The following is a 14,747-nucleotide window of genomic DNA, read 5'->3' as shown; positions in this document are numbered from 1 at the left end:
AGTTGCAATTAATTAGTCAAGTTTATTTCTCATTCACTTCCGCAATCGCAGCCTGAATACCACCACCTGCAATTTCAAAGAAAGAGGGACCAGCCAACAGATATACTTTTTCAAGTTTTTTTGTTTTGGAAAGGTTATGTTCTTTCAAATAATTTTCAGAACGGTTTGCTAAGACAATACCTTTTACCACATTTCCTGCAATCAGAGCCGTTGGAGAATCAATTCCGCCATCTTTTAAATCGCTGGCAAAGGCAAAGTTGGTCACGCCCAGTCTCATTGCTTCACGGGCTGCGACCTCTCCTACTGAAGTCATCAGTTCAGGGGTAAATTTGCTTCTGTCTCCCAAGCCGATGAGCAATAGTTTTTTTGCAGACATAGAACCTTTTGGAGGAGAAATCAAAAGAGTTTCCAAAGAATGTCCTTTGAACTGACCCGACTGTCTGATTTTGGTAAATTCACCCTTTAAAGCTTCATCCAGATGTACCAATCCGTTCAGGTTTGCTGGCAATGCCTGAGCACTGTGAATGTCATTATCTGTATATTCAAAAACACAGGCCACCTGCAGTTGAGCGTCGGCTGAAGATGGTCCCTGAACCAATCCTATCATTGAAATCCCATCCACTGAACCCCAGTTTTTGGATGTTCCGATTTTTGCAGGAGTTGAAGAAGAATTCGCTGTTGTATTTTGTGCGAAAGTTAAAGTCGAGAAAACTAAACCTGCAATCAATAATGATTTGTTTATTGTATTTTTTAGTATATTTTTCATAATAATTTGTTTTAAAATTTAAAGTTTTATTGTAGTTATAATGTTTATCAAAGGTAGTTTCAGAAATAGATTCTGCCATTGATGTGGGATAGCTATTGAAAGTAATTTTCAAATTACCGCATTCTCAAATTTTCAAATTAATTCATTAAAATTTGAAGACAATTCTTGAATTAATAAAAAGTCCGTTTTTATCATTTTCGATAATATCGTCTACAAACTCTCCCGTTTTGAAATATTGAATTCCTGTATTAAACGTGAAAGATTTATTGATTTTATAATTAAAGCTTCCAAGGAAAGCCGTCCCGATGTATTTCTTTTTAGAATTCATTGAAGTCAGATTTAAAGAACCGCTCGGTCTATAAACGCCGTCCTGCGTAGAATATCTCCAGTTGAAAACCACATCGGCCTGAACCGTCATTTTACTATTCAAATCTACGGTTACATAAGGATGAATGTCAATCAAATTCACAGGTCCGATTTGTGGATTGAATCCGAAATAACCACCTTTTGGATATAATGGATTGAAAGTTCCCAATTTGCCATCTTCTCTGTTTCGGTCTCCGGAAATGTAATCGTTTCGAAGATTGATGGTTGGTTTTCCTTTTACATTTTCAAACATATAACCAATATCTGCAGAAGCTGTCCACGCGCTGATTGTTCCTTTATTGAAATTCCCGAACTGATAAGCGCCTTCAAAGTTGTAAATAAAACCACCACCGTATCTGTAAAATCTTCCACCCAAAGTATGTCTTGTCTCGTCTCCTATTCCGTCTTCGAAACGTGATTCTTTTCTGTGAATTCCCAGATAATAGAACTCTAAATTTCCGCTTTTCGGAAGAACTAAAGTATTGTAACTTCCCCAAAGGTTGACCGATTTTAAAGGTTTGTTGTCAAAAACTCCCGTACCGATTTCACTCGCCATCATCATAAACGCATCCGATTTGAAATTTCCTCTTTTGTACATCAGTTTCAGTCCGTCAAAATAGAGTCTCAAGTTCGGACCTTCTCGTACAGAAATCAATCTTCCGCTTCCATAATCCAGCTCCTGTCTTCCTGCACGAACGGTCAGTTTTTCTTTTTCATTTTTAATCACATCAACGTCTATGAAAAGGTTTTGAACATTCAGATGGTCTTCGTCAATCGGTCTCGGCCCGTTTTTTCTTCCGTTTTCCCAAGCACTTCTCAACTGTCCGAACACTCGCACTCTTGAACCTAAATGCAAATCTGCGTGAACCGTATATCTCTGGATAAAAAACGGATTGCTTCCGATTCCCAATCTTCCCCAATCTTCATTATTAAATTCTACAAACTCTGCTCTCGCCTCTCCGCCTAATGATAAATATTTATTGTTATTTTTTTCAGAAAGCGGAATGTATTTGATGGAATTGTAAAATGTGTCTGCAGAATCTTTGTATGTGGAATAATTTTCATCAAACCTCATCAGTTTAAATTGTGCGGAGACATTTACCGAAAGAAAAATCTGAGTGATAAATAGTATTAGATTTAGCTTTTTCATTGATTTAGGTTTGAGTTTTCAGGAATTAGTTATTTCGTTTGATATCCGCCGTAATATTTTACAGGAGACCATTCCGGAAGAACCGGAAGTATAGCTGGAGAAACTGTTTTGTAGGTTTCGTCTCCATAAACCACTTTTCCGTCAACAATAGTTAATTTTGAAGTAATTTTTTTGATTTCTTCTTCATTGACGCTGAAATAATCTTTATCTAAAATCGTAAGGTCAGCGAAATATCCTTTTTTGATTTTTCCCTTTTCATAATCCTTTATCAATTCATATCCTCCAAAAGTGGAAAGTGACAACGCTGTTTTTCTGTCCAGAGCATTTTCTTTTGCCATCACCTGAGTCCCGCCCAAAGTTTTTCCTGATGTAATCCAGTACAAAGCCACCCACGGATTATAACTTGCGACTCTGGTTCCGTCTGTTCCCAATCCTACAGGAATTCCCATCTCGAGCATTTTTTTAACAGGCGGAGAAGCTAAAGCCTCTTTTTTCCCATAACGGTGGATGAAACTTTCACCCTGATACGCCATTCTGTGCTGTACTGCAATTCCGCCGTTTAAAGCTTTGATGCGTTTCATGTTGTCTTCAGAAACTGTTTCTGCGTGGTCAAAAAACCAAACCAATCCGTTCAAAGGTGTCTCTTTATTCACTTCTTCAATCACATTTAAGAATCTGGTAATGCTTTCATTATAAGTTGCGTGAATTCTGAAAGGCCATCTTTTTTTCACCAAAAGACTTACGACTTCTTTCATACTTTTCTCCATCGTTGCTGGCAATTCCGGTCTTGGGAAAAGGAAATTTTCAAAATCAGCACCGTCTGAAACCAGATTTTCGCCTCCGCCTTCTACGTGATAATCAATTCCGTTGTGGTCGTTGTGCCCGTGGTCATCGATGTCTACCATTCCTGTCCATTTTGTATAGTCTGCTAATTCAGAACCTTTTTTCTGAGCAAATAAATAGTAAGGCAAACGAACGGTAATTTTTCCTTTTTTATTTAAAGCATCAGTTGTTCCGTAATCATCTGGGAAGTTTTGAAAACCACCGCCAGCATCCATTACCGCTGTTACGCCAAGACGATTCAGTTCAGTCATATATTGAAGCGTTGAATTTTCTTTTTCAGCTTCGGTCAGCTCAGGTAATTTTGCTAAAGTTGAATAGAGAATAAATGCATTTGGTTCTGCAACCAAAAGACCTGTCGGGTCGCCGTTGTTGTCTTTTTCAATTAAGCCCTGAGCCGGATTTGGCGTTTCACCAGTAATGTTTAATTGTTTTAAACCTGATTTGTTCAGCCAGGCTTTTCCGTAGAGATACATCATGAAAGCCGGAACATCGCCTGTCGCTTCGTTGATTTCTGCTAAAGTCGGCAGTCTTTTTTCTTCAAACTGATATTCATTCCAGCCTCCGATTACTCTTACCCACTGCCCTTTTGGTGTTCTCTGAGACTGCTCTTTTAACATTTCCAAAGCTCTTTTCAAAGTTTTAACACCGTCCCAGCGAAGTTCTGTATTGTAAAATCTTCCACCACGGATGACATGCAAATGACTGTCAAACAATCCAGGAATCACACGGTTTCCTTTAGCATCGATGATTTTTGTAGCGCTTCCTTTCAGTTTTAAAATCTGAGCATTTGTTCCGGTTTGGAAAATTTTGTTGTCTTTAATGGCAACCGCCTGAACTTCCGGATTTTTATCATCCATTGTCGTGATTTTTCCGTTCGTTACTATTAAATCTGCTTTCTGAGCGTTAAACAATCCGGCACCTAAGACGAATGAGAATAGAATTTTATGGAGAGGTTTCATAATGTACTTTTTAATGGTTTGAAGAAAAAAGCAGGTCGGTTTCAACCTGCCTCTGTTGAAATTTGATTAGTGTTTAAGCATATCCTGAGCATACTGAATTCCCAATCCGTAAGCACCACCATATTTTTTCATTAAATCATTGACCGGTTTGTAAGTTTCTTTTCTAGACCAATCTCTCTGTAATTCAAGAACATACTGAACAGATGTAATCGGATGTGCACCCGCTTGAACCATTCTTGTAACCGCTTGGTCGTGAGCTTCTTTTGAAATATCACCTGAAGCGTCCGTAATCACATACACTTCATAACCTTCATCGATGGCCGATAAAGCCGGGCCTACGATACAAACGCTCGTCCACAGACCAGCCAAAACCAATTTCTTTTTGTTTTTTCCTGTAATCGCTTTGTGAGCGTTCAAATCTTCCCAAGTATTCATCGTCGTTCTGTCTACATATCCGCTAGTCGATTCAGGATAAGCTTCTGAGATTTCCGGAAAAACGGGTCCTGCAAAAGATTTTTCTGCAACTGTAGTCACCACAGTTGGAATGTTGAAGATTTTTGAACCACCTGCAATCAAAGCAACATTGTTCCTCAATTCTTCCATACTGATGCTTTTTGTAGCGAACGCCATTTGTCCTTCGTGGTCAATTAAAACCAAAGCGTGGTTGGTTGGGTTCAACATCGATTTTCCAGGTTTCTGAGCAAATGCTGTTACTGATAATACTACTGTTGCGAATGTTAAGATTAACTTTTTCATAATGTTTGATTTTTAAATGTTGTTTTGTTATAATGTGTGATCGATTTTCAAAATCTTTTTAATATCTGTTTGATTTTGATATGACAAATTTAGGGCGACGGGAAACCCTGCACATTTAACTAGTTTAATAAATCATTTTTATTGAAAAAAAATTAAATTTACTTTTATTGAATTTCAGACATACTTAAGTATAGTGATCTACAAAGAGAATAACACAAAATTAAAATCATGATTATCAGTATTTTATAAATAAAATTGAAATTTTTATCTGCAAAATTTGGATAAAAAAAAATAAGACCCGGATATTAAACCCAAGTCTTATTCATTATAATATATCACTCAAAAATGAATGAGTGTTTAATTTTTTATTATGATATTATCATTCTTTTTTCAAAGTATTTTTTAACTTTTCGAAGATTAATGACAGGACAAATTTATGATGAAAAAGTTCACTGTACATTTAACCAGTTTAATTAAATCAGTTTAGCGAAAAAAAATGCAAAATTAATTTGTTGCTTCTTCGTCAGTAAAAATCTGTACTCCTTCTTTCTTTTCAATTAACTGAAGCGGATATAATTCAGGATGATATGCTCCATTTAAAACTTCATTCAGAGCATGTTTTTTAGATTGACCAAAAGTGACAATCAAAATATTTTCAGCTTTATTGATGATCGGCTCAGTCAAAGTGATTCGGTGCATTTCCTGAGGTTTCAGATAATAGGCATCAACCCATTTTTCTTTTTCATGTAAAACCTTTTCACCTGGAAATAATGAAGCCGTATGCCCATCATCGCCCATTCCTAAAAGGATAAAATCAAAAATGCCGTCATCACCCAAAACATTTCGGATTTGCGCTTCATATTCTTTAGCATAATCTTTAGGTTCAACTCCATCTTTGTACATGGGAAAAACCTGATTTTCATTTACCGGAACTTTAGATAGAAGCATTTCCAGAGTCATTTTGTAATTGCTTTTTTCATCATCCAAAGAAACCCATCTTTCATCTACCCAGAAAAAATATACTTTGTTCCATTCTATTTTACCGGCATATTCCGGATTTGCCAATAAACTGAAAATGGCTTTCGGAGAAGAACCGCCACTTAATGCAACTGTAAATTTCCCATGTTTTTGGATAGACTTTTCTGAAAGTTCAACAAAAGTGTCTGCTGACTTTTTGTATAATGTGTCTAGATTATCAAATATCGTAGTTTTCATTTTGTTCTTTGCTTAAATTTTAAACCCACTGATTTCCCTGTCTCTCAACCAAAGCATTGCTGTCATCAGGTCCCCAGCTTCCTGCTTCGTAATTCGGAAAAGATGAATCCTTCGTTTTTTCCCAGGTTTCCTGAATTGTTTTTACAACATCCCAAGCTTCTTCTACCTGATCAGAACGCATAAACAATGTAAGATCACCTACAAGTGCCTCTAAAAGAAGCGTTTCGTAAGCTTCCGGAGTATCGGTCTGACATGCAAAATTGTCAAAGATCATCTCTACGGGTTTCAATTCTAATGAAAGTCCGGGTTTTTTTGACATGAACTGCAGCCTGATATCCATTTGTGGCTGGATGTTGATAATCAACCGGTTGGCAGACAGAAGAGATGTACTTTCTGAAAATGCAGAATGAGGGAGCGGTTTAAACTGAATGGTAATGTAAGAATGCTTTTCCTTCATTTTCTTTCCGGTACGAACGTAGAAAGGAACGCTTTCCCATCTTTCATTATCTAAATAAAATTTAATGGCCACAAAGGTTTCTGTATTTGAATCAGGTGCAATTCCTTCTTCCTGGCGGTAACCGTTTACTTTTAATCCATTTACTTTACCCCGTCCATATTGGCCCCGAACAGCATAATGATCTACTTTTTCGGGCGAAATTCTGCGGATTGATTTTAAAACATCCACTTTACGGTCTCTGATTTCACCGGACTCCAGTGAAACCGGTGGTTCCATGGCAACCATGCAGAGAATCTGTAAAAGATGATTCTGAATCATGTCGCGCAAAGCACCTGTCTGCTCATAAAATCCAGCTCTCGTTTCTACACCCACTTCTTCTGCCACGGTAATCTGGACAGATTCGATATGTCTTTGGTTCCACAGAGGCTCAAAAATTGAATTTCCGAACCTGAATGCTAAAATATTCTGAACCGTTTCCTTTCCTAAATAATGATCGATACGGTAAATCTGTTCTTCCTGAAAGGTTTGAGAAAGTAGATTATTCAGTTCTATAGCAGACTCTTTATTATGACCAAAAGGCTTTTCTATAATAATTCGGTCTTTTGCCGGATCGGAAGCGATCGATGTGTTCTTAATATGATTTGAAATAACCGAAACAAAGTTCGGTGCAATAGAAAGATAGAACAGCCTGTTCCCTCTCATTCCGTACACTTTATCAAAGCTTTCCAGTTTCTGATATAAATTTTGGTAGGAACTTTCTTCGTCCAGCTGATGCTGAAAGTAGCTGATGTGTGCCTGAAACCCGGCCCAGTCTTCCGATGCTATACTCCTTCTTGAAAAACTCTCAAGATTTTCTTTTACGTAAGATCTAAATTTTTCATCTGTATTTTCGGCTCTTCCCAAAGCTAAAATATTGAAGCCCTTCGGCATTCTGCCATCAATATACAAATTATAAAATGCAGGAAAAAGCTTTCTTTTTGCCAAATCTCCAGTCGCACCAAAAATTACAATAGTCGTTGGGTGCAGGATTGTATTGTCGCTCATTTTCTGAATTTTAATTATTTTCTGTGTTCCAGGATGTGTGAAAAACTCCTTCTCTATCTACTCTTTGATACGTGTGTGCCCCGAAATAATCGCGTTGAGCCTGAAGAAGATTTACTGGCAAAGATTCAGTTGTGTACGCATCAAAATAACCTAAAGCAGATTGAATTCCCAGGCTTGGGATTCCATTTGAAACAGCGAAGGATGCAGTGTTTCTTAATGAGGAAATTTTATTTTTAACGATTTCAGAAATATCTCCGTTTAATAAAATATTAGATAAATTTTCATCTGTAGAATAAGCCTGATAGAATTTTTCTAATAAGACAGAACGGATAATGCAACCGCCTCTCCAGATTTTGACAACATCTTTCAAAGGAGTTTCAAACTGATATTCTTCAGAAGCTTTTACTAACAATGCCAAGCCTTGTGCATAACTGATCAACGTAGCCAGATACAATGCATCACCAACTTCTTTAATAAATAATTCTGTATTTTCAGGACTTGCAATTTTTTCTTTTGAATATAATTGAGACGCCTGAATACGCTCATTTTTATAAGCAGACAAAATTCTTGACGTTACAGCAATGTCGATTGTAGGAATTGAAACGCCGATTTCCATTGCCTGCTCAGAAGTCCATTTTCCTGTTCCTTTTGCTCCCGCTTTATCTAAAATCTGATCGACGAGAAAGCCGTCTGCCAAATCATCTTTCTGTTTGAAAATATCTCTGGTGATTTCAATGAGGAAAGAATTCATCTCTCCTTCATTCCATTTTTTGAAAACTTCGTATAACTGACCGTTGTTCAGGTTTGCTCCCTTTCTCAAAAGATCATAAGCCTCACTGATCAATTGCATAATGGCGTATTCGATACCGTTGTGAACCATTTTTACGTAGTTTCCGGCAGCACCTTTTCCCATGTAAGCTGTACAGGGTTCACCGTTCACTTTTGCTGAAATCTTTTCCAGCATTGGTTTTACTAAGTTGAATGCTTCCAAATCACCTCCGGGCATGATACTCGGTCCTCTTCTTGCACCCTGCTCTCCTCCTGAAACGCCCATTCCCATAAAATGCAGGTTTTTAGAGGTTAAATCTGCAATTCGTCTTTCAGTATCTTTAAAATAAGAGTTTCCAGCATCAATTACGACATCTTTCGGGCTGAGAAACGGTGTAATATTTTCTAGAACAGCATCGACCGGCTTTCCTGCAGGAACCATCAGAATAATTTTTCTCGGAATGTCCAGACCTATTACAAATTCTTCCAGAGAAACAGACCCGATGACCTTTGTACCTTCAGCCACTCCATTTCTAAGCTCAATAACTTTTTCTTCATCTAAATCGAATCCTGCTACAGAAAAACCATGATCAGCAATATTATAAAGCAGATTTCTCCCCATTACGCCGAGACCAACGACCCCGTAATTATACTTTTCCATTCTTACTTAAGATTTATTTTTATTTTTACAGCTCAAATTTACGGAAATGCAAATCAGTAAAAAAATTATGTTAATTTTATTTCGTTTGATGCCTTACATATCATTAATTAAAACCCAATAAATATTTGAAAAATTTTATCCAATTCTTACATCGTCATCGGAACTTCCATCAACAAAATTTCTGTATTTTCTGAGGTTGATTTGATGTTTAGATCGGAAATATCCCAAACTCCGAAACCGTCTCTCGTTTCCACTTTCTGTCCTTCGATTTCTGCGCTTCCTTTTAAAATAAAAGCATATACACCGTTCCCTTTTTTCCTGATTTGATACTTGGTTTCAATATGATTCCCGAAGTTTCCCAAATGAAACCAGGCATCCTGATGAATCCAAACCCCGTCGTCATAATCATTGGGAGAAAGTATCTGCTGGAACTGATTCTGACCTTTTGACTTGTCTAAAGTTATCTGGTCATATCTCGGTGTCACATTTCTTCTGTTTGGATACACCCAAATTTGAAGAAACTTCACCAAACTGTCATTATTTTTATTGAATTCGCTGTGCATAATTCCTGTTCCTGCGCTCATCATTTGAATGTCTCCACTCCTGATAATTGCTGAATTTCCCATACTGTCTTTGTGCTCCAAATCTCCTTCCAACGGAATACTGATGATTTCCATATTGTCGTGAGGATGCGTTCCGAAACCTCTTCCCGCCTCTACTTTATCGTCATTCAAAACTCTGAGAACACCAAAATGCATTCTTTCCGGATTGTGATAATTGGCAAAGCTGAATGTATGATTGCTCACCAACCAGCCATGGTCTGCCATCCCTCTGGAATCCGCTTTGTGAATCACAGAATTGTCTTTGATTTTTGAATCAGTGTTTGGTAAATGATTGTATCCGATCGGCTCCAGTGGCTCGATTTCGTCAATCTCATTTTTCATTGTATTTCCCAATGAAGCGGTTGCTACAAACATTCCTGTTCCGAGTAGTCCTTTCTTTAAAAAATCTTTTCTGTCCATATCTTTTGGTTGTTTATTCGTTATTGATAGGACAAATTTATGGTGGTGAAAATTGCTGTGCATTTAACTAGTTTAATAAATGCATTTAAAGAAAAAAAAAGGAGCTTAAATTTCCCCTACTCTTAAGGGGTTGATTTTTGTGAAACAAAGAGACAGGGTAGTTTATACATAACGCATAAACCACCCCGTCAAAAATTCTTTGAATTTTCGCCACCAGTGCCTCAATATTTTTTATTTAGTTATTTGATTCGGCGAATCTCGTTCCTCGATTTCCAGTGGAGGGGAATTTCGTGCGTGTTATTATTTAATAATAAAAATTACTTTTCTTTCGTCGCCAGGCGTTTTCTGATTGTACTCACAAATTCTTTAGAAACACCCAAATAAGAAGCGATATAGTACTGCGCAACCCTTTGCGGAATCGTTGGATATACTTTTATAAATTCCAAATATCGGTCTGATGCACTTTTTGAAATGGTATTCACCAAACGGTTTTGAAGCGTAAACAGATTTCTCTGAACCAACATTCTGAAAACCCTTTCGAATTTTGGAATTTCCTGCAACAGCTTTTCTTTGGTGGTCGGATTCAGCATAAAAATTTCTGAATCTTCAATCGTTTCAATATACAAATTCGAAGGTTTCTGGTTCTGAAAAGACGCAATATCACTAATCCACCAATCTTCGATGGCAAACAGAATCGTAACTTCAAAACCATTATCATCAAGGTAATAAGCCCTTAAACAGCCTTTGTGAATGAAGCCTTCAAATTGACAGACTTCACCTTCCCGCAGTAAAATTGTTTTCTTAGGAATCGTTTCACAAACCAATAAATCGGTGAATATCTTCTCTTCTTCGCTGCTCAGACTGATAAAACGCGTGACGTTCTTAATGATATTTTCAAACATAAATTAAGTTTACGGTTGCAAATTAGGAAAAAGTGTGTAAACTTCGTTCTTTAAAAGTCCGCTTCCTCCGCCGTAATGGTCGATTACCTTGACTTCTTTATTTAAATTTTCGCAAAATACTTTAATATCATTTTCAAATTCCTCATACAAACCGGAACTCAAAAGCACAATATCTACCTGATTTTCTTTAATATAATCATAGCAGACAGTCTCATCACTTTTGATTTCTGCTTTCCAGCCTTCATTATTTTCGATAATTCTTTTTAAGGTATCAAGAATTTCCTGATTTTTTCCAATCACTAAAAAGTTTAATGTATTCATAAGTGTTTATGTTTGAATTTAATTATCATTAATTATTTAAAGATGTATAAATAATGATGTCCGCTCTTTCTTTTCAAGATTCTTAGTTTTGTGACCTTTTCCGGAAATATCTTCTACCAAAAGAATTTCGCCGGTTTGAAACTGTCTGATTTCTCCCAGCGAAGTTTCAATCTCAACACCACCATTCAACAAAACAATATATTGCTTTTGCGGAGCGTGATGAAAATCGTAATCATAATCGGCAGAAACCTTTCTGAATTGAAGTTTTTTAACAGAAATATCTTCTGACAAAAATCCGATTTCGCCTTGATTGATTAATGGGATTTCAATGTCTTCGAAGTAAGATTCGCCATTTTCATCGCTGAATATTCTTGTGATTTTCATACTGTTTTTTTTTTGCCACGAATGCACGAATATTATATTCTATTTTTATTTGTGTATTCGTGGCTATAATTTATTTAAAAATAATGGAATTTGCCAATTCAATTTCTTCCTGATTGATAGAATGACCGAAATTTGCGTACACTTTTTCCGTCACATCCGCATTCATTTCCTTTAAAATATTGGCTGTTGCATACACTCTTTCAATCGGAACGTGAAAATCTGGATTGCTCGTTCCCAAGAAAATCGGAGTTTGAGCAAAATCGCCTTTATATTTTTCACGATTGATTTTTTCACCAATCACTCCACCAATAATCGCCACTGCTCCACCAAATCTTTGAGCATTTCTCGCTAAAAATTCCAAAGTCAAACACGCACCCTGTGAAAATCCGAAAAAGTAAATATTTTCAGCTTTAATTCCGGCATCCAAAGCGGATTTAACAGTTTTTCCAACCGTTTCAATTGCAGAAGACAACCAAGGTTCATTTTGTTCTGTCGGTGCAATGAAGGATAGCGGGTACCAACTTCCATTGGTCGCTTGTGGTGCTAACAAAGCATAATCTTCCACATTCAAATGTTGGGATAAGCTCAAAATATCCTGCGCACTTCCACCTCTTCCGTGAATCATTATTAAAACTTTTTCAGCTTCATTCAATAATTTCCCTCCTGTTTTTATATCTAAAATATGACTCATTTTTATCTGTATTTTTCTGTTGGATAATTAAATTCTGGTAAAACTTCCGCCAAATGTTCTCTTTGCTCTTCAAACTGTGCCGGTAAACTCAAATGTTCTCCCAAAGATGCCAATTCCTCATCCACATCGAAGCCAGGACCTGAAGTTGCGATTTCAAATAAAACACCGCCCGGTTCTTTGAAATATACAGAAGTGAAGTATTTTCTGTCTTTCACTTCGGTATGTTCCAATCCGAATTGGTTGAGTTTTTCAATCATTTCAAGTTGGGTTTCGGCATTCGGAGTTGCAAAAGCGATGTGATGAATCGTTCCTCTTCCTGCCAAACCTTTCAAAGCTGTTGATGTACAAAGCAAATCGACATATTTTCCCGGTTTATCTTCCGTTGCAAATCTGAATCTGTCAGAACTTTCAGCAATTAATTTATGGTTCATTTGAGTCGTCAATAATGCGCCAGTTCTTTCGTAAGCATCCAACCAAATTTCGACGTGATGAATTCCTTTAATCGCAAAATCTTTAGGAATAAATCCGTTATCATAACCTCTCCTGTCATCTTTTTCATTGAAAACCAATTCCAAACCCAATCCGTCAAAATCTTCCAGATATATAAAAACTTCACCTGAAAATCTTTGCTGAGGCTGTTTGAAAGGAATATTAAAATGTTCCAAACGGTTCGTCCAATAATCCAGCGCATCCATCGAAACAGAAAAAGCGGTGGTATTCAGCATTCCTTTGCCGTGTCGTCCGTTCACCAGACCTTTTCCATACGGAAAAGTTGTCATAATGGTTCCCGGAGTTCCGAATTCGTCCCCGAAATAAAAGTGATAAACCTCGGAATAATCAAAATTGACGGTGGTTTTCACCAACCGAAGTCCTAAAATTCCAGTGTAAAAATCGATGTTTTCTTGTGAATCGCCTGTGATAGCGGTTACGTGATGAAGTCCTGTGATGAGTGACATTTTAGTTGGTGGTGTTTGGTTTATAGTTGTTTGTTTTTAGATTTCTTTTTTAAACCAGATATCGTTGTATTCTTCCGGATTGCGTTTGAATTGGGCGTGAACATACGGACACAACGGTACAATTTTCAAATCATTTTCTCTTGCGTAGGAAACCAGTTTGTTTAATAACAATTTGGCAAAACCTTTTCCTGCGTATTCTTCATCAACTTCGGTGTGATAAACGGTTAACTTATTTTTGATAACCGAAATATCCATTTTCCCTGCTTTTTTATCGTCTGAGAAAAGCTGAATTTCGCCTTTCACATTTCCTAAAACTACTTCTGTTCTTTCCATTGTATTATTTTTTTCTTGTTGCTAAATTAGATTGTTAAATAGAAGAAAGCGATGACTTATGATAACTTCGGCAAGACTTCTTCGATTCTTGAGCGTAAAGGTTCGTGTTGTTTTGGAAGTTTTAAATTGGTTCCTAACTCATTCAAAGGTTCATCTACAGTGAAACCCGGATTGTCTGTTGCAATTTCAAACAAAACACCACCTGGTTCACGGAAGTATAATGAGTAGAAATAATCTCTGTCGATTTTCGGAGTGATGTTCAATCCTGCAGACATTACTTTTTCACGGAATTCCATTAAAACTTTATCATCTTTCACTCGGAAAGCAACGTGGTGATTGGTTCCTCCTGCATTTCTTCCTGCCGGGATTTTATCATTTTCAATAATATCAACAAGATTTGCTGTTTCAATCGCATCGGTTTCAAAACGATATCTTTCACCTTCTTGTTTTTGTAAATCGTATCCAAAAATATCAGTTAAAACTTTGATAGTCGGGTCTGCTTTTTTCAAGGTTAAAGTGATGTTGTAGAAACCTTTCAAAGCATTTTCATCTTTAATATCATCGGTTGTCCAAACTTTTCTATCGTCTAGTGTTGAAGATTCGATGAACTGTAATTGTAAACCGTCTGGGTCTTGGAATGAGATTAATTTTTCTCCAAAAATTTCACTTTCCTCAACATTTACATTGAATTGTTGCAATCTGTTTTTCCAGAATCCCAAACTTCCTTTCGGAACAGAATATCCGATATGTGTTGCCAAACCGGAACCGTTTGTACCTTTTCCTACGCCTTCCCAAGGAAAGAAAGTGAGAATTGTTCCCGGAGTACCTTCCTCGTTTCCGAAATAAAAATGATAAGTTCCCGGATCGTCAAAGTTGACAGTTTTCTTAACTAATCTTACCCCTAAAAGCTGAGTATAAAAATCTAAATTTCTTTTTGCGTTGTCTGCAATCGCTGTAATGTGGTGCAGTCCTAATATTCTATTTTCCATTTTGTCTATTTTTAATTATTTGATTTGTTCGATTTTGATATGACAAATTTAGGATGATGGAAAATCCTGCACATTTAACTAGTTTAATAAATGATATTTCTCTATTTTTTTAGGACTTAGTTAAATATGTAAACAACAGAAAGGTCATCCTTTCATCGAAATCT

The 14,747-nt window shown here is 36.8% G+C and carries 15 protein-coding genes; all 15 read right to left on the bottom strand.

Annotated features, from left to right (window positions below):
* Positions 1-22: 22 nt before the first annotated feature.
* Positions 23-766, bottom strand: coding sequence for a M17 family peptidase N-terminal domain-containing protein (locus OF897_RS08315; RefSeq protein WP_267265230.1), 744 nt, complete (start codon positions 764-766; stop codon positions 23-25).
* Between the two features lie 145 nt (positions 767-911).
* On the bottom strand, positions 912-2,282 hold the full coding sequence (locus OF897_RS08310; RefSeq protein WP_267265229.1) for an alginate export family protein: 1,371 nt from the start codon (positions 2,280-2,282) through the stop codon (positions 912-914).
* Positions 2,283-2,311: 29 nt separating this feature from the next.
* A complete protein-coding gene (locus OF897_RS08305; protein ID WP_267265228.1) occupies positions 2,312-4,084 on the bottom strand; it encodes an amidohydrolase in 1,773 nt (590 codons plus the stop codon).
* Between the two features lie 66 nt (positions 4,085-4,150).
* Complete coding sequence (locus OF897_RS08300; RefSeq protein ID WP_267265227.1) at positions 4,151-4,840, bottom strand: hydrolase; 690 nt, start codon at positions 4,838-4,840, stop codon at positions 4,151-4,153.
* 504 nt (positions 4,841-5,344) lie between these two features.
* Positions 5,345-6,055 carry a 6-phosphogluconolactonase gene (gene pgl / locus OF897_RS08295; protein WP_267265226.1) on the bottom strand — a complete coding sequence of 237 codons (711 nt, stop codon included), beginning with the start codon at positions 6,053-6,055 and terminating at the stop codon, positions 5,345-5,347.
* Between the two features lie 19 nt (positions 6,056-6,074).
* The gene (zwf, locus tag OF897_RS08290; RefSeq protein WP_267265225.1) at positions 6,075-7,556 is read right to left on the bottom strand and encodes a glucose-6-phosphate dehydrogenase; all 1,482 of its coding nucleotides are present in this window, start codon (positions 7,554-7,556) and stop codon (positions 6,075-6,077) included.
* Positions 7,557-7,566: 10 nt separating this feature from the next.
* Complete coding sequence (gene gndA, locus OF897_RS08285) at positions 7,567-8,985, bottom strand: NADP-dependent phosphogluconate dehydrogenase (protein WP_267265224.1); 1,419 nt, start codon at positions 8,983-8,985, stop codon at positions 7,567-7,569.
* Between the two features lie 146 nt (positions 8,986-9,131).
* Positions 9,132-10,007, bottom strand: a complete 876-nt coding sequence (locus OF897_RS08280; RefSeq protein ID WP_267265223.1) for a pirin family protein — start codon at positions 10,005-10,007, stop codon at positions 9,132-9,134.
* A gap of 317 nt (positions 10,008-10,324) precedes the next feature.
* On the bottom strand, positions 10,325-10,909 hold the full coding sequence (locus tag OF897_RS08275; RefSeq protein WP_267265222.1) for a Crp/Fnr family transcriptional regulator: 585 nt from the start codon (positions 10,907-10,909) through the stop codon (positions 10,325-10,327).
* Positions 10,910-10,918: 9 nt separating this feature from the next.
* Positions 10,919-11,230, bottom strand: a complete 312-nt coding sequence (locus OF897_RS08270) for a hypothetical protein (RefSeq protein WP_267265221.1) — start codon at positions 11,228-11,230, stop codon at positions 10,919-10,921.
* A gap of 36 nt (positions 11,231-11,266) precedes the next feature.
* Complete coding sequence (locus OF897_RS08265) at positions 11,267-11,614, bottom strand: cupin domain-containing protein (RefSeq protein ID WP_267265220.1); 348 nt, start codon at positions 11,612-11,614, stop codon at positions 11,267-11,269.
* 70 nt (positions 11,615-11,684) lie between these two features.
* Complete coding sequence (locus OF897_RS08260; protein WP_267265219.1) at positions 11,685-12,305, bottom strand: alpha/beta hydrolase; 621 nt, start codon at positions 12,303-12,305, stop codon at positions 11,685-11,687.
* Positions 12,306-12,307: 2 nt separating this feature from the next.
* Entirely contained in the window at positions 12,308-13,261 is a 954-nt protein-coding gene (locus OF897_RS08255; RefSeq protein WP_267265218.1) for a VOC family protein, read from the bottom strand.
* A 36-nt stretch (positions 13,262-13,297) separates the two neighbouring features.
* Entirely contained in the window at positions 13,298-13,594 is a 297-nt protein-coding gene (locus OF897_RS08250; RefSeq protein WP_267265217.1) for a GNAT family N-acetyltransferase, read from the bottom strand.
* 56 nt (positions 13,595-13,650) lie between these two features.
* Positions 13,651-14,583, bottom strand: a complete 933-nt coding sequence (locus OF897_RS08245; protein ID WP_267265216.1) for a ring-cleaving dioxygenase — start codon at positions 14,581-14,583, stop codon at positions 13,651-13,653.
* Between the last annotated feature and the right edge of the window lie 164 nt (positions 14,584-14,747).

Source organism: Chryseobacterium formosum (assembly GCF_026460885.1).
GTDB lineage: Bacteria > Bacteroidota > Bacteroidia > Flavobacteriales > Weeksellaceae > Chryseobacterium > Chryseobacterium formosus.
This window is presented reverse-complemented; position numbering and strand designations above follow the sequence as displayed.